21 protein-coding genes are annotated in these 25501 nt (G+C 46.0%); 8 read left to right on the plus strand and 13 right to left on the minus strand.

The window, feature by feature from the left end:
* Positions 1-186: 186 nt before the first annotated feature.
* The gene (locus tag ACLIIY_RS26205) at positions 187-801 is read right to left on the minus strand and encodes a glutathione S-transferase (RefSeq protein WP_005450075.1); all 615 of its coding nucleotides are present in this window, start codon (positions 799-801) and stop codon (positions 187-189) included.
* Positions 802-1085: 284 nt separating this feature from the next.
* On the opposite strand from ACLIIY_RS26205, the gene ACLIIY_RS26210 reads away from it, so the two are divergent.
* Together ACLIIY_RS26210 and ACLIIY_RS26215 are read left to right on the plus strand one after the other, a co-directional pair.
* Positions 1086-1661 carry a TetR/AcrR family transcriptional regulator gene (locus ACLIIY_RS26210; RefSeq protein ID WP_005375904.1) on the plus strand — a complete coding sequence of 192 codons (576 nt, stop codon included), beginning with the start codon at positions 1086-1088 and terminating at the stop codon, positions 1659-1661.
* A 1-nt stretch (position 1662) separates the two neighbouring features.
* A complete protein-coding gene (locus ACLIIY_RS26215; protein ID WP_434528836.1) occupies positions 1663-2067 on the plus strand; it encodes a PPC domain-containing DNA-binding protein in 405 nt (134 codons plus the stop codon).
* Between the two features lie 98 nt (positions 2068-2165).
* Here ACLIIY_RS26215 and nirD read toward each other — a convergent pair whose 3' ends face one another.
* The 11 genes from nirD to ACLIIY_RS26270 all read right to left on the minus strand — a co-directional run bounded on the left by nirD (position 2166) and on the right by ACLIIY_RS26270 (position 15622).
* Entirely contained in the window at positions 2166-2501 is a 336-nt protein-coding gene (gene nirD, locus ACLIIY_RS26220; RefSeq protein WP_050936462.1) for a nitrite reductase small subunit NirD, read from the minus strand.
* The gene (gene nirB, locus ACLIIY_RS26225) at positions 2502-5021 is read right to left on the minus strand and encodes a nitrite reductase large subunit NirB (protein ID WP_434528837.1); all 2520 of its coding nucleotides are present in this window, start codon (positions 5019-5021) and stop codon (positions 2502-2504) included.
* 10 nt (positions 5022-5031) lie between these two features.
* Positions 5032-5868: an ABC transporter ATP-binding protein gene (locus ACLIIY_RS26230; protein WP_005450080.1), complete on the minus strand. Its 837-nt coding sequence runs from the start codon at positions 5866-5868 to the stop codon at positions 5032-5034.
* A gap of 11 nt (positions 5869-5879) precedes the next feature.
* Entirely contained in the window at positions 5880-6845 is a 966-nt protein-coding gene (locus ACLIIY_RS26235) for an ABC transporter permease (protein ID WP_079401738.1), read from the minus strand.
* A gap of 80 nt (positions 6846-6925) precedes the next feature.
* Entirely contained in the window at positions 6926-8290 is a 1365-nt protein-coding gene (locus ACLIIY_RS26240; RefSeq protein ID WP_434528838.1) for a CmpA/NrtA family ABC transporter substrate-binding protein, read from the minus strand.
* A 265-nt stretch (positions 8291-8555) separates the two neighbouring features.
* Positions 8556-9137, minus strand: coding sequence for an ANTAR domain-containing response regulator (locus ACLIIY_RS26245; protein WP_012842515.1), 582 nt, complete (start codon positions 9135-9137; stop codon positions 8556-8558).
* 73 nt (positions 9138-9210) lie between these two features.
* Complete coding sequence (locus ACLIIY_RS26250) at positions 9211-10128, minus strand: dienelactone hydrolase family protein (RefSeq protein WP_434528839.1); 918 nt, start codon at positions 10126-10128, stop codon at positions 9211-9213.
* A gap of 229 nt (positions 10129-10357) precedes the next feature.
* Complete coding sequence (locus tag ACLIIY_RS26255; RefSeq protein WP_104980738.1) at positions 10358-11311, minus strand: glycosyl transferase family protein; 954 nt, start codon at positions 11309-11311, stop codon at positions 10358-10360.
* Positions 11308-12213, minus strand: a complete 906-nt coding sequence (gene cobA, locus ACLIIY_RS26260; RefSeq protein ID WP_434528840.1) for a uroporphyrinogen-III C-methyltransferase — start codon at positions 12211-12213, stop codon at positions 11308-11310. Before cobA ends, ACLIIY_RS26255 begins: the two co-directional genes overlap by 4 nt.
* A 20-nt stretch (positions 12214-12233) precedes the next feature.
* Positions 12234-14897, minus strand: a complete 2664-nt coding sequence (locus ACLIIY_RS26265; protein WP_434528841.1) for a nitrate reductase — start codon at positions 14895-14897, stop codon at positions 12234-12236.
* Between the two features lie 290 nt (positions 14898-15187).
* Positions 15188-15622, minus strand: coding sequence for a GNAT family N-acetyltransferase (locus tag ACLIIY_RS26270; protein WP_045417789.1), 435 nt, complete (start codon positions 15620-15622; stop codon positions 15188-15190).
* A gap of 362 nt (positions 15623-15984) precedes the next feature.
* On the opposite strand from ACLIIY_RS26270, the gene ACLIIY_RS26275 reads away from it, so the two are divergent.
* The 6 genes from ACLIIY_RS26275 to ACLIIY_RS26300 all read left to right on the plus strand — a co-directional run bounded on the left by ACLIIY_RS26275 (position 15985) and on the right by ACLIIY_RS26300 (position 25046).
* The gene (locus ACLIIY_RS26275) at positions 15985-18201 is read left to right on the plus strand and encodes an EAL domain-containing protein (RefSeq protein WP_434528842.1); all 2217 of its coding nucleotides are present in this window, start codon (positions 15985-15987) and stop codon (positions 18199-18201) included.
* 220 nt (positions 18202-18421) lie between these two features.
* The gene (locus ACLIIY_RS26280) at positions 18422-19678 is read left to right on the plus strand and encodes an aromatic amino acid transport family protein (RefSeq protein ID WP_005439281.1); all 1257 of its coding nucleotides are present in this window, start codon (positions 18422-18424) and stop codon (positions 19676-19678) included.
* A 755-nt stretch (positions 19679-20433) separates the two neighbouring features.
* Complete coding sequence (locus tag ACLIIY_RS26285) at positions 20434-22209, plus strand: tetratricopeptide repeat-containing diguanylate cyclase (RefSeq protein WP_270051789.1); 1776 nt, start codon at positions 20434-20436, stop codon at positions 22207-22209.
* A gap of 8 nt (positions 22210-22217) precedes the next feature.
* Positions 22218-22553 carry a hypothetical protein gene (locus ACLIIY_RS26290; RefSeq protein ID WP_005439286.1) on the plus strand — a complete coding sequence of 112 codons (336 nt, stop codon included), beginning with the start codon at positions 22218-22220 and terminating at the stop codon, positions 22551-22553.
* 255 nt (positions 22554-22808) lie between these two features.
* Positions 22809-24587: a S8 family peptidase gene (locus ACLIIY_RS26295; protein ID WP_045417780.1), complete on the plus strand. Its 1779-nt coding sequence runs from the start codon at positions 22809-22811 to the stop codon at positions 24585-24587.
* Positions 24588-24599: 12 nt separating this feature from the next.
* Complete coding sequence (locus ACLIIY_RS26300; protein WP_434528843.1) at positions 24600-25046, plus strand: hypothetical protein; 447 nt, start codon at positions 24600-24602, stop codon at positions 25044-25046.
* Positions 25047-25181: 135 nt separating this feature from the next.
* Here ACLIIY_RS26300 and ACLIIY_RS26305 read toward each other — a convergent pair whose 3' ends face one another.
* Positions 25182-25418: a hypothetical protein gene (locus ACLIIY_RS26305; RefSeq protein WP_227739881.1), complete on the minus strand. Its 237-nt coding sequence runs from the start codon at positions 25416-25418 to the stop codon at positions 25182-25184.
* Between the last annotated feature and the right edge of the window lie 83 nt (positions 25419-25501).

Genomic DNA, 25501 nt, shown 5'->3' on the forward strand with positions numbered 1-25501 from the left:
ACTAAGAACTCAAGGTTCCAAAACGCCGTGAGAGCCAATTGATGTTGTTTCATTAACAGAGTTAATTATAGGAGAAAGGTAGAAAAAGAAGAGAAAACCTGAACAAATTGAAGATCTTTGCGCTTAAAACGACAAAAAGCAGCAAGTCTACAAAAGCCTTGCTGCTTAGAAAAATCACGTTAGAAGTTAACCTTGAAACGCTTCACGCACCGATACTTGTTCAAACCAACGTGCAATATTTGGGTAGGTTTCGAACACTTCAATACTCAAACCATTTACGGCAAAACCAACAAAAATGTAGCCGGTAATGTCTACGATGGTGAAGTTGTCCGTCGCGATGTGCTCGCTCTCTGATAGGCGCTTGTCGAGAATTGGTAAGAATTCTAATACGCGAGATTTCGACTCGTCACCCCACGCAGCCACACAGTTTTCACGGTCTTGGTAAATTGCTGTGATATTGCGAAACGCCTGAAAAGCCGTGTACAAGCCTTGGAATTCGACAACGCGATGCCACATTTCCACCTGAGCACGTTCAAGCTGGTTAGCACCAAACAGCGCCAGATCATTTTCAAACGCTTCATCTAGGTAGCGACAAATCGCCACGCTTTCGCAGATCGTCGTGCCATCATCCAGTTCCAGAAGAGGCACTTTGCCATTCACGCTTTTCGATTTAAACGGTTCAGATAGGTTATCGCCCTCACGAACGTTCAGCGCAATTCGCTCAACCTCGCCACCGATTTCCTTTAGAAAAATGCTAACTCGCTTACAACTTGGAGTCATTGCGGTTTCATAGAGCTTCATTTCACATCCTTTTATCTTTTTCTAACCGATTGGTTAGGATATACTGTAGCCAGTTTATAAACGATCAGTCAAGAACTTCACTATCAAAAATTTTCAAACAGTTGTGGGTCTGTTTGCTGAGAGAGATTTTTGATGCCGTTTGTGAGTTCACATGAATTTGGAGGCTGATACCCAAGAATAGATGGGTATTCATCATATTGGTTCAGTTCGAACGCTAGAGGTTCTCTGTTCCATCCCTCCAAAGCAATTTAATTACCCGATAAGCAGACCCAGGCAGGTAATTTATGGCAAGAAAAGCCAACTTCGACCGAGATGAAAAGCTTCTCGTGGCTATGGATGTGTTTTGGCGCAAAGGCTTTGCGAACACGTCTATCTCGGATCTCACCGACGAGTTGAACATCAACCGCTTCAGTCTTTACAACACCTATGGTGACAAACAACAGCTCTACTACGAAGCGCTCGATACCTACTTGAAGAAGGTCTCGCTACCTTCACTGAATGATTTAGAAAAAGACGACGCGTCTTTACCTGAGTTAGAATCGTTCCTTAAATCTTTTGCTGAGCTGCAGCGCAAACGGAACTGTGGGTGTTTTATTCAAAATGCGTTAATTGAGCATGCAGGTGAAGACGATGACGTACTGCGCAAAGGGCATTTTTTGTTTGACCATCTTATCGACATCATTGCGGATGCGCTGACTAATGCGCAAAAAGAAACCTTAGTGCCAAAAACGTTGAAACCAGAAGAACTCGCTCGTTTTGTTCTCAACAACATGCAAGGCATGCGCGTACTTGGCAAAGCCAAACGTTATGCCGACTTGGATACGGCGCTTTCCTGCTTGCTGGTTTTGATTAGGAAATAATATGTCGATTGAAGTGATAGCAGTACGTCTTACCAAAGGCATGGACTTAAAGCTGAGCTTAGCGAAATTGGTCGAGCAGCATGGTATCAAAGCAGGCTCGATTGCTTCATGCGTTGGTTGTGTCTCTGACCTCAACCTTCGTTTGGCAGGTGCAGAGAGTACGTTAACCAAACAAGAGCCATTTGAAATTGTCTCTGTGATGGGAACCCTAACGGCTGAACATCAACACGTTCATATCTCGGTGTCTGATCGTGAAGGACGAGTTTGGGGTGGGCATTTGTTGGAAGGCACAGTGATTGATACTACCGCAGAATTGATCATCCATTCTTACTCAAAACTTGAGTTTACCAGAGCGATGGACGACTCGACTGGCTATACCGAACTCCGAGTGAATCCTTCCAAATAGTAAAAAGCTCCAGAGCCATACTGTGCTGTCTCTGGAGCTTTATTCGCTTATCTCTTACGCTAAGAATTTACTCATATCGAGCAGGCAAATTTCTAGGATCATTCTTCGACTAAATAACAAACCTGATTATCGTCGATCGTTACTTGCCACGTTTTTAGACAGTGCGCATCGTCTTCCAGACATTGCCCACTCTTTAAACTGAAGTGCTGTTTATACAGTGGTGATGCAACACACATCTCACCATCAATATCACCGACAATCCCTCGACTCATCACATAAGCCTTACCAATTGGGTCCCAATCTTGAACGGCGTAAACACCGCTATCAGGAATGTAGAATAGCGCGACATGCTCGCCTTCAATCAATACAGTGGCACCGATGAACGGCATTAGGTCATCAAGCTGACACAATTTCACTTTGGTTAAAGCTGCCATTTACACCTCCTGTTTCACTGGAATACGCTGACCGCGCACACGCTGGTAAGGCAAGACTTTGCTGCCCGACGTGCTGTTCAAGAAAGGACGGAAGCGTTGCAGTTTTTGAGGATTATCCAGCGTACTCTTCCACTCACATTGATAGGTATCTATGACTCGCTCCATTTGCTCATCCAATGCATCGCATAGGTTGAGAGAGTCATCCAAAATCACTTGTTTAAGGTAATCTAAGCCCCCTTCCATGTTCTCCATCCACACCGACGTGCGCTGCAAGCGATCAGCGGTGCTGACGTAGAACATCAAGACTCGGTCGATCATGGTGATCAACTCTGATTTAGATAAGTCGGATGCAAACAAATCAGCGTGTCTTGGTCTCATGCCGCCATTACCACACACATATAGATTCCAGCCGTTTTCAGTGGCGATCACCCCAATGTCTTTACTTTGTGCTTCTGCACACTCGCGAGTACAGCCCGATACGGCAAACTTAAGCTTATGGGGCGCTCGCAATCCTTTGTAGCGGTTCTCTAACTCAATGGCTAATCCAACTGAATCATCAACACCATAGCGACACCAAGTAGAACCGACGCAAGATTTCACAGTGCGCACCGACTTGCCGTAGGCGTGCCCTGTTTCAAAACCAGCATCAATTAAGGTTTGCCAGATTTCTGGGAGTTGCTCTAACTGCGCACCAAATAAATCCACGCGCTGACCGCCAGTGATTTTGGTGTACAGATCGTATTGCTGAGCAACTTCGCCTAGCACGATAAGTTTGTCTGGTGTAATTTCGCCGCCCGGAACACGAGGTACAATCGAGTAAGAACCATCTTTTTGCAGGTTCGCCATAAAGGCATCGTTGGAATCTTGCAGAGATTGATGCTGTGGTTCCATGATGTGTTCATTCCACAAAGAAGCAAACACAGATGCTGCTGTCGGCTTACAAATATCACACCCATGCCCTTTGCCATGCAGTGCGATTAAGGTGTCGAAGTCTTTGATTTGTTCCACTTGGCAAATATGGAACATCTCTTGGCGACTTAACTCAAAGTGCTCACAAAGGTGGTTGTTAACCTCTACTCCCATGGCTGCCAATTGAGTATCCAATACCGACTTGACCATATTGCTACAGCCACCACAGCCAGTACCGGCTTTAGTGTTTGCTTTAAGATCCGTCAGGTTGGTAGTGCCAGCTTGAATCTCGGCAACTAAGTCGCCTTTTGTGACGTTGTGACAAGAACAGATGATGGCGCTGTCTGGCATCTCTCCATCAAGCATTCCGGTATCAAACAGCAGGTTCGCTGCGTGGTCTGGCAGGACCGTTTTGTTCAAATAACACTGTAAGAGCGCATCGTAATCGCTGTTGTCACCAACAAGAATTGCACCAAGCAATTGGGTACCACTCGCATCAACCACCAGCTTTTTGTAGATGCCTGCAACCGCATCTTGCAATACCATTTCTTGTGCGCCTTCGGTTTGCATTTGTGCATCGCCGATAGACGCCACATCTACCCCAAGCAGCTTAAGTTTAGTGCTCATGTCTGCACCTTTGAAACCTTCGCTTGGCATCCCAGTCAAGACATCGGCAGTGGTTCTCGCCATGGTGTAACCGGGTGCGACTAAACCAAAGATCTTCTGCTCCCAAAGGGCACATTCGCCAATCGCGTATATGTTCTCATCGCTGGTTTGGCATTGGTTGTTAATCACAATACCGCCTCGCTCGCCTACTTCTAGCTCAGCCATTTTTGCCAGCTCATCTTGAGGGCGAATCCCTGCGGAAAAGACAATCACATCCACTTCGAGAGGATCTTTGTCTTTAAATACCATACGATGCTTAGCCGTTTCACCATCGCAGATTCGTTCCGTACCCGTTGAGGTGTGAACGGTTAGCCCCAGCGCTTCAATCTTCTCTTTTAGCACTAAGCCAGCACCATCGTCTAACTGCACGGGCATCAGGCGGGGAGCAAATTCAATAACGTGAGTTTCTAACCCCAATAGTTTGAGTGCGTTTGCCGCTTCTAAACCCAACAAGCCGCCGCCAATCACTGCGCCTGTTCTTGCGCCTTCACATGCCTTTTTGATTTGTGAAAGGTCATCAAGCGTGCGGTAGACAAACACGTTGTCTCGGTCTTTACCTTCAATTGGAGGCACAAACGGGTAAGAACCGGTCGCGAGCACGAGTTGGTCGTAACCCAGCACATCTTCACCATCAAGCAGAATACGCTTTTGCTCTCTGTCGATGCCTGTTACTTGGCTGCCAAGTACGAGTTGGATGCCATGCATGTCGTACCATTCTTGGTTACTCAGCATCAAATCATCATGAGACTTACCCGCAAACAAAGAGGACAACTGTACACGGTCATACGCGATAAAGCGCTCTGCACCAATCACGGTAATTCGGTGCTCCAAATGCGCGTTTTTCTGCACTAATTGCTCGACGAGGTGTTGCCCGACCATACCGTTGCCTACCACAACGATGTGGCTCAATGCGTTCTTTACTGGAATCGTTAAAGGACTGTTCATCGCTGCCTCCTTATGCCGTTTGCGCTGCGGTTTTGGGTTTGTCTTCTTTCGAAGCAGGAATCTCGACTTTAGATTGCTTCTCGTAAAGGAACTTCAACACGGCTTGGCGACACTTCTGATACTGCGCATCATCCGCCAGTGCGACACGCTCACGGGGACGCGGTAAATTCACTTCTAACACTTCACCAATGGTTGCCGCCGGTCCGTTAGTCATCATCACGATTTTGTCGGATAGCAACACCGCCTCATCCACATCGTGGGTAATCATGATGACGGTGTTGTTTAGCTCGGCTTGAATCTTCATCAGTGCATCCTGCAAATGCGCACGAGTTAACGCATCCAACGCACCAAATGGTTCATCCATCAGCAAAACCTTTGGTTGAAGTGCCAGTGCTCTGGCGATGCCGACTCGCTGCTTCATACCACCAGAGATTTCATCCGGCTTTTTGTGCGCGGCATGCTGCATTTGAATCAACTCCAAATAGTGATTCACTTGTTCCTGAATCCACGCTTTGCCCTTTTTGCCAGCAATTTGTTTTACTGCGAGCTCAACGTTTTGATACACAGTGAGCCAAGGCAACAATGAATGGTTTTGGAACACCACTGCGCGGTCGGGTCCCGGCCCTGCCACCTCTCGTCCATCGACGATCACGCCGCCGTCTGTTGGCATGTGTAGCCCAGCGACTAAGTTCAATACCGTTGATTTACCGCAGCCAGAGTGACCAATTAGGGATACAAACTCGCCTTTATTGATTTGTAAATCGACGTTCTTAAGCGCGATGAACTCGCCATCTGGCGTTGGGAATCGCATCCCTAAACGCGTTAGATCTAATAATGCTTTTTCCATGATCTTTTCCCTTATCTCAACGCTTGTTGTTTATTCCAAGACAACCACTTTTGAAGTTGCAACATGCCTCTATCGAGCATCAAACCGATAAAGCCGATGGTGATGACTGCGACCATAATACGACCCAATGATGCCGAACTGCCGTTCTGGAATTCATCCCAAACGAACTTTCCCAACCCAGGGTTCTGCGCGAGCATCTCTGCCGCAATCAACACCATCCAAGCGATACCTAAAGAGAGACGTAAACCTGTGAAGATCATTGGTATGGCAGAAGGTAATACGATGGTGCGGATGTGCTGCCACCAGGAAAGTTGAAGCACTTTACTCACATTGATTAAGTCTTTATCAACGCTTGTTACACCCACAGCGGTGTTAATCAGCGTCGGCCATAAGCTACACAGCGCCACAGTGATCAGAGAGTTAATGAACGACTTAGCAAACATCGGATCATCACTCACATAAGTGGCACTCACCACCATAGTGACGATAGGCAGCCAAGCCAAAGGTGATACGGGCTTGAGCAATTGAATGATTGGGTTGAACGCTTGATACAGTCCTTGATTCAGACCAAGCACGATGCCAAGTGGAATCGCAATGACAGTCGCCAATAGAAAGCCGGCAGTTACAGTCACTAAGCTTGTTATGATTTGGTCGAAGAACGTCGGTTTACCTGTGTAAGGACGAATCTTCACTTCCGCATCCGGATTCTTGACTAACTTCGCAGCATTGCGTTTTTCCTGACGTTCGATAAACGCTTGTTCCTTTTCTCGCTCTTGCCAATGGTCATCGACAAGGTTGCTGAACTGCTGAAAAGTTTGCACAGGCCCCGGTAGCGTACCTAATGAGGTTTGCACTTCTCTCGCTGCTAAGTGCCACATTGCCAAAAAGATCAGCAAGCCAATGACGGGCAAAAGCACCAACCGGCTTCGGTTCACTACCTGCTTAGCAGGAAAAAGGGAAATGACATTACTAGACATACTCACTCCTAAGAAATTTACATCCTTGTTATTGCGGGCAAACTCACCTGCCCGCTGTATTTTTTGTAGGACTGCTCATCCTAAACCTTGTCTTTTCCTTTAAGCCCGATAGAGAACTTCTCTAGATATTTATTTGGCTCGCGACCGTCATAAACGATGTTGTCGATAAAGTGTGTTTGTGGCGCACGGAAACCATCTTCAGCACTGAAATCTGGGAAGTCTTTTTTGCTCAACACACCATCTTCAATTAGCGCTTGAGCTGCTTGTTGGTAGATATCTGGACGGTAAACCTCTTTTGCCACATTCATGTACCAATCATCGGATTTCTCGCTTGAGATCTGTCCCCAGCGACGCATTTGAGTCAGATACCAAATCGCATCGCTGTAATACGGATACGTGGCGTTATGACGGAAGAACACGTTGAAGTCTGGCACGTCTCGTTTGTCGCCTTTCTCGTATTCAAATGTGCCCGTCATTGAGTTGGCGATAACTTCGGCATCCGCTCCAACATACTCACTTTTTGATAGCATCTTCACTGCTTCTTGGCGGTTGGCATTGTCGTTTTCATCCAACCAATGTGCCGCTCGAATCAAGGCTTTCACTACACGAATGTGCGTGTTTGGATACTTTTCAGCCCAAGCTCTGGAAACACCAAACACTTTCTCTGGGTTGTTCTTCCAGATTTCGTAGTCAGTCACGACTGGCGTACCAATGCCTTTGAATACGGCTTGTTGATTCCATGGTTCGCCTACGCAGTACCCTTTGATCGTGCCCGCTTCCATTGTTGCTGGCATTTGTGGTGGCGGTGTAACACTCAAAAGAACGTCAGCATCCAACTGGCCACTGTTATCGCCTGAGTCTGGTGCATAAAAGCCTGGATGAATCCCACCTGCCGCTAACCAGTATCGCAACTCATAGTTGTGTGTCGATACAGGGAACACCATGCCCATGTTGAACGGTTTGCCTTTATCCAGATAGCTGTCGACCACAGGCTTCAGCGCATCCGCCTTGATTGGGTGAACAGGTTTGCCATCTGGTTGTTTTGGAATGTATTGCTTCATCTGTTCCCAAGTATCATTGGAAACCGTAATTGCGTTGCCGTTCAAATCCATACTGAACGCGGTAATCACTTCTGCTTTTGTGCCGACACCAATCGTCGCGCCCAATGGCTGACCAGCAAGCATGTGCGCGCCAGCAAGCTCACCGTCGATGACTCGGTCTAAAAGCACCTTCCAGTTTGCTTGCGCTTCTAAAGTGACGTACAAGCCTTCGTCTTCAAAAAAGCCTTTCTCATAAGCAACCGCCAGCGGTGCCATATCGGTTAACTTAATAAAACCAAACTTCAGGTCTTCAATTTCTGGCTCACCTAACTCTGCCTTTACGCTGACCGTGGTGAATACCGATAACGAAATTGCTGACACTTTCAGCATCGAACTCCATTTCATTGGTTTGCTCCCATAAAAAAAGCGCCACTACTCCGAAGAGCAGTAGCGCCGTTGCTAAGTCTACAATTACCGCCGTTGATAATTGAGATAAGCGATTCAACAATAAACCCAATTCTTCTAATCCAATTACTGTGCCAACTTATTTTTCACAGTAAATACAATAGATTAGTATATCTTGCCGTTTGTTATTCCCTGTTATTGCTTGCTGATAGTGCAACACGCACCACGTTAGAAAATGCACTCTAACCCCAAAGTGGTAGAGCAACTAATCAAGCACCTCCAAAGTAGTTATCAAATTCTTGGCAACTTGTGCGAGCGTTTGGCTCGATTGCATGGCTGAATTTCTAAGTGCTTTATAAGCCTGTTCTTCATCAACGCTGTGCATCTTCATCAGCAGACCTTTGGCTTTTTCCACCAGCTTGCGCTCTTCAATCTTATGGGTCAGCGATTCAATTTCCGATTGCATACTTTCGAATTTCGCTCTCACTAGTGTCGCATGTTCAATCCAAGGCTGAAGCGCAAACTCACTATCGTGCGGCATGAGCACATAGTCCATTTTTTCTGATAACCGATTGATATCATTGGATGATAACTGCTTTAAGACGATAAGAAGTGGTGCCGATTTTCTGCGGCAGAAATCGACTATCAAACGCAGTTCTGCCGTCGGCTGCTGCCATCCGACTACAACGCTTGCCGACGGTTCTCGCTGCATAAGCGTTTCTAATTGTGCCAATTGGCAGCCGATAATGTTGTCGTAATCTTTGCTCAATAAGCCGGACAATCGAGCCTGCTCTTGGAGGCTATCACAGCATACTATGATGGGTGTTTTTGACGTTGATTGAGTCATGCACATTCCTTGTTTATATCTCACTCACTAAGAGAGACATAACAAGGAATGTGCCAACTAAAATAGACGCGTTTTAACTAGAGGCAAGATGTTCTTTGAAGAAGCCGAGTGTGCGCTCCCAAGCGAGTGCTGCTTCTTCCGGTGCGTAGCGTGCTGTTGAGTCGTTATGGAAACCATGGTTGACGTTTTCATACATTAACGCTTGATACTGTGCGTCGGTTGCGATCAATTGCTGCTCATAAGCAGGCCATGTGTCGTTAACGCGCTCATCGAGCCCTGCAAAGTGAATCATCAAAGGCCCTTTGACTTGCTTTTGGATCTCTTGCGCCGCTGGTGTTCCATAGAAAGGCACACCTGCATCGAGCTCTTCTGGCATTACCGCCGCAAGCATGTTGACAATGTATCCACCGAAGCAGAATCCAACCGCGCCCAATTTACCGTTACCACCCTCGTATTGCTTAAGGAAGTTAGCCGCTGCAATAAAGTCTTGTTCGATCTTGGCTCTGTCCATCTCTTTCTGCATGGCGCGCCCCTCATCGTCGTTCCCCGGATAGCCGCCGAGTGGATAAAGTGCGTCTGGAGCGAAAGCAATAAAGCCATCTTTTGCAAGTCGTCTTGCGACATCTTTGATATAAGGGTTCAGACCTCGGTTTTCATGGATCACCAACACGGTCGGCGATTTTAAGGTCTTCTTCTGTGGCATCACCAAATAACCACGCCCTTCTCCATGCCCATTTGGAGATGGAAAGGTTTCGTAAGTTGCTTTGATGTCAGGATCGTTAAATGAAACTTGTTCTGCAAGTGCGTAATTCGGGGTTAACGCATCGACCAGTGCTGTCATGCTAAAGCCAAGCACCGCAAGGCCACCCAGCCTGTTAAGAAACTCACGGCGCGAGATTTTTCCGTGGGCGTATTCGTCGTACCAATCGAAGGCTTCTTGCGGGATCGGATGAGAAGCCTTTTCACTAGGAGTGGTATGCTTTAGAACCATTATCCATGTCCTCTGTGTCTTACCATATGGGATTTTCTCATTCTCAAACGCGAAGCTAAAAACGAACGCGATTGAGGCTAAAACTGCGGTTTCACCACTCTGATACGGAGCAAGGTGGTGAAACACATCATTGGCGAGCTAGGATCTTTTACCTTCTTCAAACAATAGATAATGGATTCAGATTCAACAACTTTGCGTCGTTGGTTTTACATTAATTGACAATAGTATCTTATTGCTGGCCGCAATAGGCTTGCCAGTAAGAGAAAGCTCGTTCGAATGCTTTTTCCCTGTCGTGCATCTGTGCAAATAGCACCACTGTCATCGTAGCGAGAACCGTATTTGCCATTTGATTCATGTCGTCTTCTGACGTCCCAAACGGGCAGTTCACAGGCATTGGTACCTCAGACAGCATTTGCTCCGTCCAGTAGTGCGATGTCACGCCGCTTGTTTGGCTTAGCCATACCGTTTGGCTTACTTTCGGGTTGTATTCTGACTCACCCGATTGTCCTTTGAATGACACAACGGCATGAGCGGTTTGACCAATCTCGTATTCGACTTCAGCATGAAGTTGTTGGAACCCAGGATGGAAGCTACCACGAATACCAACCGTCGCCTGCCCCGGATTCAATGCTCGAACCACGGTATTAATCGGCGTTCTAAGCCCATAACGATTCTTCCAACCGATCATGGTTTCTGCTTGAGGAGCAAACGCACTGAGCGGCAGATACACAATGTTTTGTGTTTCTAATACACGCTTTGCGTCTTCTGCTGATTCCGCTTTCGTAATAGCAAATTTGTCGAGGTAGTCTTCAGCGTGTAAACGACCAGATTGGCGGTCGTGATAGCCGTGCATCAACACTTTATGACCATTATCGGCGAGGATCTTTGCTGCCAACAGGTGCCAAGGTTGACCTGCCGCTTCACGTTTGCCTGCATAACATGGCCAGTCGATGTCTGCACCAATAGCAGGCATGCGGGATTGGAATGCTTTCACAAAGCCAGCGATTTCTTGTTGAGTCTCGTTCTGTACGCGGATCAGCATCAACAGCATTGCCATCTGATCATCATCGCACTCACCGTTTAGGTATTCATCCATAACTCGAAACGCTTGATCAAAGTTCAGTGGTTTTCTACCACGTTCGCCACGACCGACTGTTCTAATACATTCCAAAATGCTGCTCATATTCCCTCGTATTCCGTCACTGACTGTACGGTTTCTATTAGTTGTTCGCGCAGTTTGACAACTTCTCCCATCACAATCAATGCTGGGCTCACGCCTTTAAGTGTAATCGATAAATCATTGAGCTGATTGAGTTGTGTAACGTGCACTTGTTGTTGAGGGCTGCAACCATGAGTGATGATCGCGACAGGGAAATCTGCTCTCAAACCGGAGCCTAATAAACCCGTTTGTATTTGCGATGACTTTTCTAACCCCATATAGAAGACTAACGTTTGTCCGCTTTGCATCAGTTGGCTCCACGCTTCAAATGCGCCTGTTACCACTTGCCCCGTCACAAAGGTAACGCTACGAGCAACGCCACGATGAGTCAGCGGAATCAAGCTGTTTGCTGAACATCCAATCGCAGCAGTAATACCGGGGATGACTTCGTACGCGATTGAGTGTTTGACGAGTGCTAACGCCTCTTCACCTCCACGGCCAAATACGAAAGGATCTCCCCCTTTTAAGCGTACAACTCGCTTTCCTTGCTGAGCGAGCGACACCATCAAATCACAGATTTCTTCCTGACCTATACTAGGTTGTCCGCATCGTTTGCCCACGTAAATCCAATCGGCTTGTGGCGAAGCCAACTCCAAAATATCTTTGTTAACCAAACGGTCGTACAGCAGAACCTCTGCCGACATAATCGCTTTCACAGCCTTCACGGTTAACAAGTCAGGATCGTGCGGCCCTGCTCCAACAATCGAGACAAAACCTTTGTGGTTCGCGTCTCGGTCTATTGAATGGCCTTCTAAAAGTTGGTTCAGTTTGCTTGCTTGGTCATGCTTAGAAAAGCGAGACGAGCGTTCTTGATTCTGACTCGCTTGTCCTTTCTTAAACCAAGACTTTTGATAAGGCGCTTCCATGTGCTTATCCTCTTTATGACTTACTTTATTTGAATAGCCAGACTTTGCTGGTTCGCTTGCTGTTTGCCCTTTTGATGCTGATGGCTGTCGACCATTTGTTTAATTTGAGAAACGCACGAGCCACAGTTAGTGCCGCATTTGAGTTTGTTTTGAAGTTGAGTCAGTGACGTGCAGTCTTGCTTCTCCATCGCGTCATATATTTGTTTATCAGTAACACGGAAACAACTACAAACCAGTTTGGCACTGCTTTGCGATTGAGTGATGGTAAGCAGTTGCGATAGCTCCATTGGTTTGCCAATCAAGCCAGTAAAGTTGGTGTAGTCGGTTGGAATCGGTTCACTAGACACCACCAAAACAGAGCGAATGATACGAACGTCTCCAACAAGGTCGTAATCCACCGCTAGCCAACCTTGGGCAATATCTATCGTAATTCTGCGGCTCTTTTCCGTTCGACAAAAACTCTGCTTCTTTGGTCGCTTATCGTGTGCAAAGCGCCAGATGCCCAGACTACTTTCTGCTTGAAATGCGCTGTAAAGAAATTTGCCGGAATCAAACTGTGTACCGATGAACATACCGTAGGTTTTTACCGCCGCATCTTGCACTTCAACATAAGACGACTTAAACGCAGGCTGTCCGGAAATAGGGTCTTTTGCGCTGTTTACTATCGCGTTAACACTGCTTTCACCGCCATATCGACCCGCCCAGTGCATTGACATAAACAGCTCCTGAAAACCCAAACCTTCATCAATGGCAACTTTGGCATATATAACGGTGTTTGAAGTAGGCTGAAACAGCTTGGTGAGTTGTCCTGCTTTTAAGCGATTTTGAGTGGCAGAGAGTGTGTTCATGTACACGGTTGGTTCTAACTCAGAGGCGGCAAGGTGTACGATATGCCCTGTGCGCGTCATGGTATGCCATTGGTCGCGTTGCCTACCCGTATTGAGCCACCAGCCTTTTGTTCTCTCTAAACGTGTTGGAGATTCACTGGTCACGACAAAACGCGCTTTTCCATCTGGGTGCGAATAGATTCCATCAGAAAAAGGACGCTCTCCTCCCCATTGTGTCGGTACCCACTCTTCGTATTCTTGCTCGGTTAAGTTCGCGTATTGAGAAAGATCTAGCTTCAAAGGTGAATCTGCATTCATGCTTGTCATCGCCGCATATTCCCTGAATACCGCCCGCTCAGAAGTAAATGCAAAACCATTTTGTGTCTTTTCCAATGCACACAGAGCTTGTCCGACTTGGCTTATCGCCCACCAATCTGATTTTGCTTCACCCGGAGGCGTTTGAAACTGGCGCTGCCTTGAAAGTCGACGCTCAGAGTTGGTCACCATGCCTTGCTTCTCCCCCCAACCAGCGGCGGGCAGCAATAGGTCCGCGTAATGCGCAACATCCGAATCCGCTGTGATATCGGAAACAATCACAAACGGACAAATCTCTAGTGCTCGTTTTACCAATTGGTTATCTGGCAAAGAGACAACAGGATTGGTTGCCATGATCCACAGAACTTTAATCTCATCACGTTCTACCGCCTCAAACAGTTCAACGGCTTTTAAACCGGGCTGAGTGGCAATTTCTGGTGAATCCCAGAACGCCTGCACTTGCTTGATAGACTCTGCGTCAAAAGCACGATGAACCGCTAATTGATTTGCCAATCCACCGACTTCTCGCCCACCCATCGCATTCGGCTGACCTGTAATAGAAAACGGACCACAACCTGACTTAGCAATTTTACCTGTCGCCAAATGTGCATTAATAATGGCATTGCCTTTATCGACACCATTTTCGGCTTGGTTAACCCCTTGGCAAAACAACGTGATTGCGGTTGGGCTTTGTGCAAACCATTGGAAGAATGTCGTGAGTTTTTCTTCTGAAATCCCAATGGAAGACGTTAGATTAGTGACATCGTAACGCAAATCAGAAGCTTCTTCTGCAAGCGCATCAAACCCGTCGGTATAGGAATTTATGTATTGAGAATCAACGCATTGCTGCTCAATAAGAAACTTGAGCAGCCCATTAAAAAGTGATACATCCCCATCGTTTTTAATCGGTAGATGCAAATCGGCTTGCTGTGCTGTGACCGTTTCACGCGGGTCAATGACCACCAGCTTGAGGTTAGGATTGCTCTCTCTCGCTTGTTGAATACGTCGGAATAAAACAGGATGCGTCCAAGCGGTATTAGCACCGCAAATTATCAATAGCTCAGTCTTATCAATATCGTCGTAATTGACGGGAACGACATCTTCACCAAATGCTCGTACATGAGCCGCAACCGCCGAAGACATACACAAACGGGAGTTCGTATCGATGTTTGCGCTGCCAACATAGCCTTTCATGAGTTTGTTGGCGATATAGTAGTCTTCCGTCAACAACTGGCCTGACACGTACATCGCGACGGAATCCGGTCCAAACTCTGCTTTCGCTTGATGAATCTTCTCTGCAATTAGATTCGTGGCTTGTTGCCATTGCACTTCTTGCCCTTGAGGTCGCTGCTTGGTGACAAGCTTTGGATACAGCAAGCGCGAAGGCATATTCAAACTCTCTGCCAGCGCGACGCCCTTTACGCACAGTGATCCCGCATTTGCAGGATGACACGCATCCCCAACGATTCCTTTCGCATTGACCTCGACACCACATCCAACACCACAATAGGGACAAGTGGTTTTTTTGCATCCTTGCGACATTCCGCCCCCTGATTCTTTCCTTAGAATGACGAGCTACAAGCGAAAAAAAACCTCTCCCGAAACGAGAGAGGCTGCATTGCCTATAAAAGCTCAAAAAAGTAATACCCTATCCGCTTAACCGCCTGCTAAGGGAAAGCGGCGCATCGAGTTAACGATGAACGTAATCTAAATTGCAAACCCGATGCCAATTTTATATTGCACTATATTTCAATAACTTAACAAAACCAGCTCTCACTCTATAATTGGCAATGCACTGATTAGGTGCGAGTTTGAATCACAGAAGTGCAAGATTAACGGGCTAGTGCCATGACCAGTCTCGGCTCTCCATCACCGAAATAATCTTCTTCTTTTTCTAGAACCTTGAAGCCTAACGAAGTGTACAACTTGTAAGCTGGCGCATTGTTTGGATCGACCGTTAACTTAACGATAGAACCTAAGCTTGCTTTTGCGATTACATTCTCCACAAGCGAACGTGCAATCCCCTTTCCTCGATGCTGACTATCTACCGCAAGTGACAAAATCCAATGGGTGTTTTGTTCATCACTTTGTGCCATCAAAACATAGCCTGTGACTTGCTCGCCGTGTTTGGAAACCACCAATCCCTGTTGCCAGCAATCAAATGCTTGTCTGAAGAAGAATCTTGGATATGCATGATGCCCAAACAGCTTGTGTTCGAGCTCGTATAGTGCAACTAAATCTTGTTTTTCTGCTGAGGTGATCTTCATTGTGGTCTCTTCTTTTTACGGCATGACGAACGAAATATAGTGGCGAAATGAGACGGAACCTAACGATTTCATGAACTTCTTTCGATTTTATTGATAGTCGTACCTCTAAATTGAAGTATTCTGCGCGACTTTCCATGAGAGCTCTTTCATATAAACGGAACGTCGTACCAGTTTTTATTTGATTGTTAGCGCTTTTTTGTTGAATAATCGCCGCTCTTATATACAAAAATAATAAAAACAATACGGACGAACACCGTCCAACATGAGCAACAACGCTCATTTTGCTAGGCGAATCATCATGGAAATGAAGAACTCGCGTTTACGTCAGCGCTTCGATTTAGTTGTCAGAATTAGAGTGGATAATGTCGGTGTCTGGATTCGAGCAAATCAGCCCTTTGCTCGATTATAAAAATAAAAAGTGGTGGCAGTTTTTAGGCATTCAAATCCTAATCTTTTGCGCAATACAAGTTAGCTATAGCCTCTCCAATTTCTATGTGATTGCGCAAGATCGCGTTCACGTACTCTCTTTTACGGCTGCTTTCGTTGTTACCGTAACGCTGCGATACAGTTGGCGAGTCCTTCCGACTATCGTGGCAGGACTGCTGTTTTACTATGGATTCTTTTCCAAGCGTCCATGGGAAATGACGGTGCTGTTTTCTGTGTTGCTCCCCGCACTGCCTTTGTTGTTTTGCCAGTTGTATCGTGCAGCCTTAAAACGCGTTGCTGCGTATAACTTCACGGTTAAACTTGGCTACTACGCCGCGTTTATCGGAATACTCTATCCAATTGCAAACACCGCATTGCTCATGTTGATCAGTGTAATGCTAGGTGGATCATCTGACTTTTCTTTCGAGTTTGTCGCTTACTCGGTGTTAAGCGCAATCCTGACTCAGATGGTACTTACCCCACTGCTAAGCCTTGGTCTTAGCTATGTACTTGATGGAGAAAACGCGCCTTACATAAAACTCGATCGTGCCATGATGGCGGCCTACTCCAACCCTTTGCATTATCGACTGTGGCTGATGGTGTGCGCGCTGTTTTTAGTGGCCGGAATCTCGGCACAAAACCCGTTAACTCTGAATACACTTAGCTTGATGCTGCTGTGTTTGGTCGGCATGGGGCTCGGAAAGTTTGGCTTACTTCGTCCAATGCTGATTGGCGCTGCAACATTGCTCGTTTGTGTCGAGAACATAATCAGCCGCTACAACCTAGGTTTCATATCACGTGAACAAGTTTATGCGATGTTGCTGGTTTTGTTTGTACTGACCATGCTCACTTTTATGCTTGGTGCTCATACGATAAAGAATTATGTCACGACGCGTAATGCGATTCGTAAAGAACGCATTGATAGCTTTACAGGGTTATACAATCTCGCCCAACTAAAAGAAGATGTGGCAACGCAAACTCACGCGACATTGATCTACATCGACCTTGAACCCACCCTTTCCAAGCTTAACGGGCTTGGGCACCAGGGCCGCGCGCAACTGATGAAACAGTTAAGCCAGTATTTGGCTGCCAATACCGAGCATTTAAAACGCGCCTATCTGCCACCTTTTGCCAGTGGGTTACTCTGCTTCGCCCCGAAACTGCCTAAGATGGAAAGCGAGTTATCCAAACTGATTGGGCTTTTAGATCGATTCTATTTTTACTTCGACGACAGCGCGGTAAGCCTTGTAAAACGTACCATCCAGTGTGCTTCCATCTACGGAAACCACAATCTTGATCCTTTGATCTCCAAACTGTGCGAGCAACAAGGTCGCGACACCGCATGCGTAAACTGGGTAACACACAATCAAGAAGAAAATAAGACACTTAACCAATTGAGCTTCATCCAACAGTGCTTTCGCGAAAACGAATTTGAGCTCTATTGTCAGCCTTATCGAGCGCTATCGGATAACGCTCAAAATGCCCACTTTGAGATTTTGCTGCGCCTTAAACCCAAACAAGGTGAACTTATGTCTCCGGCTGAGTTTTTCCCTTTAATCAACGAGTTCGGGTTAGAAAGAGAGCTAGATAAATGGGTAATCGAACACACTTTCAAAGCGCTAAAAAACCATATTGGAGATTGGGACTCGATCGGGCGATGCGCCATCAATCTGACCGCCAAAGCGCTGAATTCACAGGGTTTAGCGGAGGACATTCAAACCGAAGCGAATCTACACCAGATCCCGATGAACAAACTGTGTTTTGAAATCACGGAATCGGATGCACTTCGTAATGAACCAATTGCAATTCAAAACTTAAACAGACTTCGGGAAGCAGGTTCCACCATCGCACTGGATGATTTTGGCACCGGTTATGCGAGCTTCGATTATTTGCGTCGCCTTCCCCTCGACGTGCTGAAGGTGGACGGCTCATTCGTGAAAAACATTGTCGACAGTGAAAATGACCGAATCATCGTCCAAGCCATCAGCCAAGTCGCCTGCAGCATGCAGTTGGTTACGGTTGCCGAGTTTGTCGAATCAGAAGATCATATCGATACACTAAAAGCGCTAAATATCCAGTTTGCTCAAGGGTTTGGGGTCGCAAGACCACTGCCGCTTTCGGACCACCTTACAATGTTATCGAACAAAGCTTAACCACAACATCTAAAACCATAAAAACAGAAAATTTCGCGATATAGTTTCAACTTACTCATGCAAAACTGGAACTATATATCGCTTTTTTCAAATTTTCATGGTTCGATAGTTTACTGCCCTGCCTTTTCACTAGCACGATTCACCACTTGGCCAATGTGATAACAATCACTAAAACATATAACATCCGCGCGATTATTATTTTTATAAAGGCGAGTTTTAAGTGAAAGAATCTCGAGATACGTTAAATTTTAGTGAATTAAACACAACAAATACTTGGACAAAACACGATACTCATTGGGTATTAAGCTTGTTTGGTACTGCCGTAGGTGCTGGCATTCTGTTCTTACCAATAAACCTTGGTATTGGTGGTTTCTGGCCGCTGGTTGTCATGGCGATTCTTGCATACCCAATGACTTACCTAGCGCACCGTGGCCTCGCTCGTTTCGTACTGTCATCAAAGATCAAAAACGCAGACTTTACCGATGTTGTAGAAGAACACTTTGGCGCGAAAGCGGGCCGTTCCATTTCGCTGCTGTATTTTCTTTCTATCTTCCCGATTCTTCTTATCTATGGCGTCGGTATTACCAACACCGTTGACAGCTTCATGGTCAACCAAGCAGGTATGGAGCCATTACCGCGTGCCCTACTGTCTGGCGTATTGGTGTTTAGCTTAATTGCCATCATGATGGCGGGTGAAAAGGTGATGCTACGTGCGTTTGCCATCATGGTTTACCCATTGGTAGCGATTCTGGCGTTTCTTTCATTCTATCTAATGCCAAACTGGAGCATGCCAGTGATGGATGCACCAGAAATGTCGTCTTTTGCAAGCACAATGTGGTTAGCGATTCCCGTGGTGATCTTCTCGTTCAGCCACGCAGCAGCAATCTCTAGCTTTGCAAATGTACAGCGTCGCCATTATGGAGAAGGTGCGGACGTAAAATCAGAGCTTATCTTGCGCCGTACTAGCGTCATGCTGATCGCGTTTGTTCTTCTGTTTGTGTTTTCTTGTGTATTAGCGCTTTCTCCAGAACAACTGGCAGAGGCAAAGTCACAGAACGTATCTGTACTTTCTTACTTAGCTAACGCTACGGACAACCCATTTATCGCAACACTTGGTCCGCTTGTGGCATTTGTCGCGATCACCTCTTCTTTCCTTGGCCACTTTTTGGGTGCACGTGAAAGCCTAAATGGTTTGATCACTAAGCATTCAGATATGCCGAAACGCCGTGTAGATCACATCAGTGTTGTGGTGCTATTCGTGTCTATTTGGATTGCGGCAATCATGAACCCAAGCATTTTGGGTATGATGGAGGCACTATCTGGCCCGGTTATCGCGATGATCTTGTTCATTATGCCGATGTTGTCGGTATACAAAGTGAAAGCACTGCACAAATATCGTGGAAAAGTATCGACATACTTTGTACTGATGACGGGTATTGTTGCAGTAAGTGCGTTGGTTTTTAGCTTGTTGAGTTAAGAAAAGAGAGTTAGGTGGGATTTTCAGGGGAATACCTTATTTTTTATTAAGGTAATTCCCTGAATTTTGCTATGGTTTTCTAATCAGTAATGAAAAATTACTGTCTCATTACATGAGAGTGAAAACGCCTGCGATCATTAGTACTGACGCGATGCAAGTACGGCCGATAATACCGAAGCGGGAAGGTTGAATCATTTCGTTGTGCATAGGCAATCTCCTTTTTTGTTAGAACAGCCAATTTTTCATGGCTTAATAACACTATGTCTAAAAACACCTTTTTTCACAAGACATACCAATATTAAATATTTATGACAGTCTGATGAAATTTTAGAGATCGAACGATTTTTTAAGACTCATTTCCCTTCTTCAACCATTGCGCACTAACGTGTTACAAGCTTTTTGTCATTGCAGCAAACCAACATTAACCACCCTATCAAGGCGTTCGATTTTAAGTAGGTCTTTTAAAAACGCCCATATTTCATATGCCTAATTACATTCATCTAATAACTAACTTTTTCAAACAGATAAAATAGATAAATCTGTGGGTGTTCGTTGATAAGAAGTGATAAACTTTTAGGGTGTTTCAATTTATAGAGTTAGCTTTTATCAACAGCCTAAAGCTTTTCCCGTTTAAAACGTTACGATACCTATTTCCGATTGTGTTTGGCGCTTTGTGCTCGACAAATAGCATTGCGGCAGATAACGCGAATAAAGAAAGCTATCTCAGACACCATCTCACCATAAAAGATTATCCGATGCTTGAGTTCTACTTTGACTCCATCGGCAAGCCTCGTTCTATCAAATCAAGCGATTTAACGCTTCCCGCTGATGCTTCACCAAATTCAGAAGCCTTGTACTATTTTGCGCGTATTTATCTAGAACGTTATGAAGGGGTTCCCCTACCCGAGATTCCGGACCTTGTGGCGTTTGGCAAAAAGCACGAGTTACCTTGGGTCATCGCTGAAGCCAAGTTAAACCAAGCCGTCGAATTGGTGGAAGCAGACGACGTTTGGCAAGGCGAATTGCTGCTGCATGACGTCATCAACATTTCACGCCAAATCGGTTACAACTCGCTACAAGGCCGAGCTTACCGTTGGCTTGGTAATGCGGAAGTACAACGAGCGCAAGTCCAAACTGGTTTAAAACACTACCGTACCGCTTACGATTTACTTGAAGACTCTGAATTTGAAATCCAGACTGCGATGACTCTTAATAACATTGCATCGCTCTATATGGAGCTGTCTGATTGGGATCGCGCTAAAGCCTATCTTGACCAAGCGATCAGTGGTTATCTCAATAGCAGCGAGAAATACGACAACAGCCTGTTCCTTGCAATTATGTATGCGAACTTGAGTGTCATTAACTACGGGATGGGCAAATACGAAGAGTCGGAACATTACTTTGAGCGTGCGGCCAAGCTCTCTATGGATACGGGCTCAGTAAGAATAAAACACAACTCCGTTTCTAATTTATCTCAGCTGCTTAGCACGCTCGGTAAAATGGAAGAGTCTTATAAGTTAGCTCAAGCTTGCTTAGACCTCCCTAACCCGCAAAAACTAAAAGGCATGAAAGCCGCTTGTCATGAGGCATTTGCCGAAGCTTATCTTAAAGACGGTAAATACGAACAAGCCATTGAAAGTGCGAAGCTCGCGCTAGAAGGCCTAAGTGAAACAGCAAGTGCAGAAACCAAACAACAAATGGATCTGTACTTGGTCTTGGTTCGTGCTCATCAGGAGTTGAAGAACTTTGAAAAAGCGTTCGACAACTTGGGTCGTTTACGTAACTTAGAGAAAAGCTTCGACAATCATGTTCATGGCGACGAGATGATTAATATCAAGCTCGATTTAGAAGCCAAACTTGCTCAAAAAGAACTGACATTGCTTGAAGCGAAAAATGCCCTGCAAGCATCGGAACTTGAGTCGCAGCGCTATCGCGAAATCTTTTACTTCCTCATTGTGGCCGCGATTGGCTTCTGGCTATTCCGCTACATTCGTCAGATGAACAAGATCAATGAAGAGCTCACTCAGCAAAACACCACCGACCCGTTGACTAAGATACATAACCGACGTTATCTGCCGAATTGGTTAGATAACATGGCGAAACGCAGCCCGGGGCGTAAGTTTGCTTTGGCCGTGATTGATATTGACCACTTTAAAACGTTCAACGACCAATACGGGCATGACTTGGGTGACAAGATGCTGACCCATGTCGCGCGGATCCTTGATGAAGCCACTCGCTCTGGAGACTTATTGGTACGCTGGGGTGGTGAAGAGTTCGTCTTATTATTTGAAATCCGCCACGCCGACGACTGCGCAAAAACCTTAGACCGTTTGAGACTTGCAGTTGAAAACAACAACCTAGAGGTTGACTCAGACTCTCTAGGCGCGACAATCTCCCTCGGCGCGGTTAACGAGTTAAGCGCGCAATCCATCAAACAAGAGTGGGATCAATGGTTTTTCGCTGCTGACCAAGCTCTGTATGATGCCAAACAAGCTGGACGAAATCAGTTCAAAATTCACTCGACGTCATAGAAAGCACAATGAAGAAAACATGGATTATTGCTGCCCTATCGCCATTCATTTTGGCCGCATGCAGCAATCAACAAGCCGCACAATTGGGAATGAGAAGCAGCAGTGTGAATGTATACGCTCAACAAATGAGCAACATACAGCTATGTGAAACCCTGTATTACAATCGAGCATCCAACCAAACTCGTGTTGCCATCGGCGCTGAGTTTAATCGCAGAGGCTTAAACAAACGTTGGTGCGATCAAGAATACAAGAAGTTCTATGTAGAAAAAGTGGTTGACGGGTTGCTGTCTCGTAAAGAACAAGCCCCTACAGAACCTGAGCCAACCATACAACCTGCCATATAAATCACCCCATTCCATAAAAAGCAGGAAATTACTCTAATTTTCCTGCTTTTTAAACACGCAATCTTTTCTCCAGATATCTAGAATCTTTCGTGACTTCAAGCATTTAACGTCAAGATAATGTCGTGCGTCGAAAAACAAAAGTAAATCAGATGTAAACAGTTTTCGTCTCCATTCTTACCCGCTAGCTTTGTTTAGACCTGTTTAAAGGAGTATCGAACAGGGACAAAAATTCCAAACAAAGACATGAGGTCACAAATGGAAACACGCATTAATCGCCTATTCGCTGCGATGTTAGCAGTAGGCATTTCACCTGCCGTCTCGGCTTACGATCCGCTCTACTCAGAGCAATGGCACCTAGATAACACAGGCCAAACTGCATTTGCAGCCAACCCTGCTGTTGCGGGTAACGACTTAAACACCAAACTGACACAAGCAATGGGTATTGCGGGTGTAGGCGTAAAAGTTGCAGTCATTGACTCTGGAGTACAGATCGACCACCCAGACCTTGCGGGTAACGTAGTCACAGGTAGCAGAAACTTCGTTGAAGATTCACCATTCCCAGCCGATTACCCAGTAGACGCAAATGGCCACGGTACTGCTGTTGCTGGCCTAATCAGTGCGGTTGGTAACAACGGTGAAGGCGTTCGCGGCGTTGCTTCTCGCTCGTCTCTAATGGGCTTTAACTGGCTCGCTAACCAAACTCTTGAAGGTTGGTTGATTTCACACGGTGCAGACGCGTCCACTAGCGATGTCCGCGTATTCAACCAAAGCTATGGCTTTAGCCCTATCACACCAATTCCTTTCGATGAGAACGATCCACAGTTCAAACTCGAAATGGATGTGATGAAGGACGTCAGCGAAAGCAATGCTTGGGGCCGAGGTGCGGTCTTCGTGAAGTCTGCAGGTAATGGATATCGCTACTTCAATACTGGTCGTTTCTTTGTGCTTCCGAGCGATTTCTTCGCTGGTGGCGGTAACCAAGGGCTACCAATGCACAACTCGGCACAATCTTACGATAACTCAAGTTATTACAACCTAGTCACTAGTGCACTTCGTGCCGACGGTACTCGTGCGAGTTACTCTTCCGTTGGTGCTAACGTTTGGGTTGCTGCACCAGCCGGCGAATATGGTCAAGATTTCCCAGCTATGGTCACAACCGACTTGATGGGCTGTGAAGAAGGTCAAAACACCAGTGCTGATCTTGGTATTAACGGCCTACACGGCGGTACAGAGCAAGATCCGAGCTGTAACTACACCAGCACGATGAATGGTACCTCTTCTGCTGCGCCAAACACTTCAGGTGCGATTGCGGCAATTATGTCGACAAACCATGCGCTAACCGCTCGTGACGTGCGTGCGCTGCTCGCGGAAACCGCAAGCGTGACTGACAAAGATCACCCTGGCGTTCAGCTTGAGTTCGTAAACAACCAAGGTGAACTGGTGAGCTACGAAGCAATCTCACCATGGCAGAAAAACGCAGCGGGCGTCGACTTCCACACCTTCTATGGCTTTGGTGCGGTTAACCTTGATGAAGCAATGAAACGTGCTCGCATGACAAACAATGTTCTGCCTGCACAAATCATTACTCCATGGGCAAGCAACGCGACAGAAGTCAGCGTGCCAGATGCAAGCTTGGTTGGCGGCTCTTCAGCTATCGCAGTGACCGATGACATTACCGTTGAATCGGTACAGGTGAAACTAACGCTTGAGCATTCACGTCTACCTGATTTGGCAATCGAACTGATTTCCCCTTCAGGCACGCGCTCTGTTCTACAAACGCCGCGTAATGGCCTTGTTGGTCAATCGCTCGATCCAAACGTGACAGGCTATGAGAATCAACTTCTGCTTTCTAACCAGTTCTACGGCGAGGACGCAAAAGGCGAATGGACGCTACGCGCTATCGATACAAACGGTGATGAAGTGTTCTCATTCATTGCATATTTCAACTCTTCAGCTATCTATGATGTACCGATGGCAAACAACGCAAAACCTGGTGTTATTAAAAACTGGTCTATGCGTATCTTCGGTCACTAAGGAGTCATTCACATGAAATTTATGACATTTTCTATTCTGGCTCTTTCGACTATGGCAACCGCTGCCCATGCAGAGCAACAACTAGCAGAACAACCTGCGCCTGAGCTGTTTGTAGCATCAGATGCCGTCGAGATTAACGGCCAAGATTACCGCAAACTTTCTGTCGATAACCTTTCAGAAGCGGCAGAACTGCATGCAGGCGATGAAGTGTTTAAGAACGCGTTTAGCAACGTATCGAAAGCCACTGGCCTGATTTTCGTTACCGTGAAAAATCCAGCGGATGCGAAAGCCGTGGCTAAAGACCTCAAGCTAGACGTTGTATTTGCACAAGGTGAGTCTGCAGTATTCAAAGCGTCTGAAGGCCAAGACCTACTTGGTATCAGCGATTACTTGAATGCTGACAGTCGCGTAAAAGCGTCTAAAATTGAACTTAACAGCGGTAAATTCCGTGCACAATAATTCTCTAGCAAAGAGAAGTTGGCTCTGAGCACTATGACGTAACACTTGAGTTAACGTTATAGAGTGATAAAAATAATGCCTCAGCAATTGCTGAGGCATTATTTATTTGGTTCATTGTCACTTTGAAGTGTCACATCAGACGTAAGTATCAACGTGGTTCATTTTATTAATGATCTTTTGACCATCAATACGACGCACAACCGCCCCATCTTCATTCTTGATTACCATAGTTGGTTTTCCAGTTTGGGTGCTCAACTCGGCACTCACATCAATTCGATTCGCTTTAAACGCCAGATTCATATAACGACTGGCGTTTTTCAAATCGAGCTGACTGCTGGTTACATAAGGGTTTGCTTTATTCTCTATACGCATCACATCAAAGATTCCGCACTGCATGTTGCACAAAAACTAAGCTATGCTAATTCGCTCTATTTGTCATGCAAAATTACCCATAA

Source organism: Vibrio sp. K4 (assembly GCF_051122595.1).
Taxonomy (GTDB): Bacteria; Pseudomonadota; Gammaproteobacteria; order Enterobacterales; family Vibrionaceae; genus Vibrio; species Vibrio owensii.

What these genes read in the sequence shown, in the direction of transcription:
- ACLIIY_RS26285 (WP_270051789.1), top strand. Translation starts at nt 20,434, where the DNA reads ATGCTTGAGTTCTACTTTGACTCCATCGGCAAGCCTCGTTCTATCAAA.
- ACLIIY_RS26290 (WP_005439286.1), top strand. Translation starts at nt 22,218, where the DNA reads ATGAAGAAAACATGGATTATTGCTGCCCTATCGCCATTCATTTTGGCC.
- ACLIIY_RS26205 (WP_005450075.1), bottom strand. Translation starts at nt 801, where the DNA reads ATGAAGCTCTATGAAACCGCAATGACTCCAAGTTGTAAGCGAGTTAGC.
- ACLIIY_RS26265 (WP_434528841.1), bottom strand. Translation starts at nt 14,897, where the DNA reads ATGTCGCAAGGATGCAAAAAAACCACTTGTCCCTATTGTGGTGTTGGA.
- ACLIIY_RS26250 (WP_434528839.1), bottom strand. Translation starts at nt 10,128, where the DNA reads ATGGTTCTAAAGCATACCACTCCTAGTGAAAAGGCTTCTCATCCGATC.
- ACLIIY_RS26210 (WP_005375904.1), top strand. Translation starts at nt 1,086, where the DNA reads ATGGCAAGAAAAGCCAACTTCGACCGAGATGAAAAGCTTCTCGTGGCT.
- ACLIIY_RS26255 (WP_104980738.1), bottom strand. Translation starts at nt 11,311, where the DNA reads ATGAGCAGCATTTTGGAATGTATTAGAACAGTCGGTCGTGGCGAACGT.
- ACLIIY_RS26230 (WP_005450080.1), bottom strand. Translation starts at nt 5,868, where the DNA reads ATGGAAAAAGCATTATTAGATCTAACGCGTTTAGGGATGCGATTCCCA.
- ACLIIY_RS26305 (WP_227739881.1), bottom strand. Translation starts at nt 25,418, where the DNA reads ATGCGTATAGAGAATAAAGCAAACCCTTATGTAACCAGCAGTCAGCTC.
- ACLIIY_RS26275 (WP_434528842.1), top strand. Translation starts at nt 15,985, where the DNA reads ATGTCGGTGTCTGGATTCGAGCAAATCAGCCCTTTGCTCGATTATAAA.
- ACLIIY_RS26300 (WP_434528843.1), top strand. Translation starts at nt 24,600, where the DNA reads ATGAAATTTATGACATTTTCTATTCTGGCTCTTTCGACTATGGCAACC.
- nirB (WP_434528837.1), bottom strand. Translation starts at nt 5,021, where the DNA reads ATGAACAGTCCTTTAACGATTCCAGTAAAGAACGCATTGAGCCACATC.
- ACLIIY_RS26295 (WP_045417780.1), top strand. Translation starts at nt 22,809, where the DNA reads ATGGAAACACGCATTAATCGCCTATTCGCTGCGATGTTAGCAGTAGGC.
- ACLIIY_RS26245 (WP_012842515.1), bottom strand. Translation starts at nt 9,137, where the DNA reads ATGACTCAATCAACGTCAAAAACACCCATCATAGTATGCTGTGATAGC.
- cobA (WP_434528840.1), bottom strand. Translation starts at nt 12,213, where the DNA reads ATGGAAGCGCCTTATCAAAAGTCTTGGTTTAAGAAAGGACAAGCGAGT.
- ACLIIY_RS26270 (WP_045417789.1), bottom strand. Translation starts at nt 15,622, where the DNA reads ATGAAGATCACCTCAGCAGAAAAACAAGATTTAGTTGCACTATACGAG.
- ACLIIY_RS26215 (WP_434528836.1), top strand. Translation starts at nt 1,663, where the DNA reads ATGTCGATTGAAGTGATAGCAGTACGTCTTACCAAAGGCATGGACTTA.
- ACLIIY_RS26235 (WP_079401738.1), bottom strand. Translation starts at nt 6,845, where the DNA reads ATGTCTAGTAATGTCATTTCCCTTTTTCCTGCTAAGCAGGTAGTGAAC.
- nirD (WP_050936462.1), bottom strand. Translation starts at nt 2,501, where the DNA reads ATGGCAGCTTTAACCAAAGTGAAATTGTGTCAGCTTGATGACCTAATG.
- ACLIIY_RS26240 (WP_434528838.1), bottom strand. Translation starts at nt 8,290, where the DNA reads ATGAAATGGAGTTCGATGCTGAAAGTGTCAGCAATTTCGTTATCGGTA.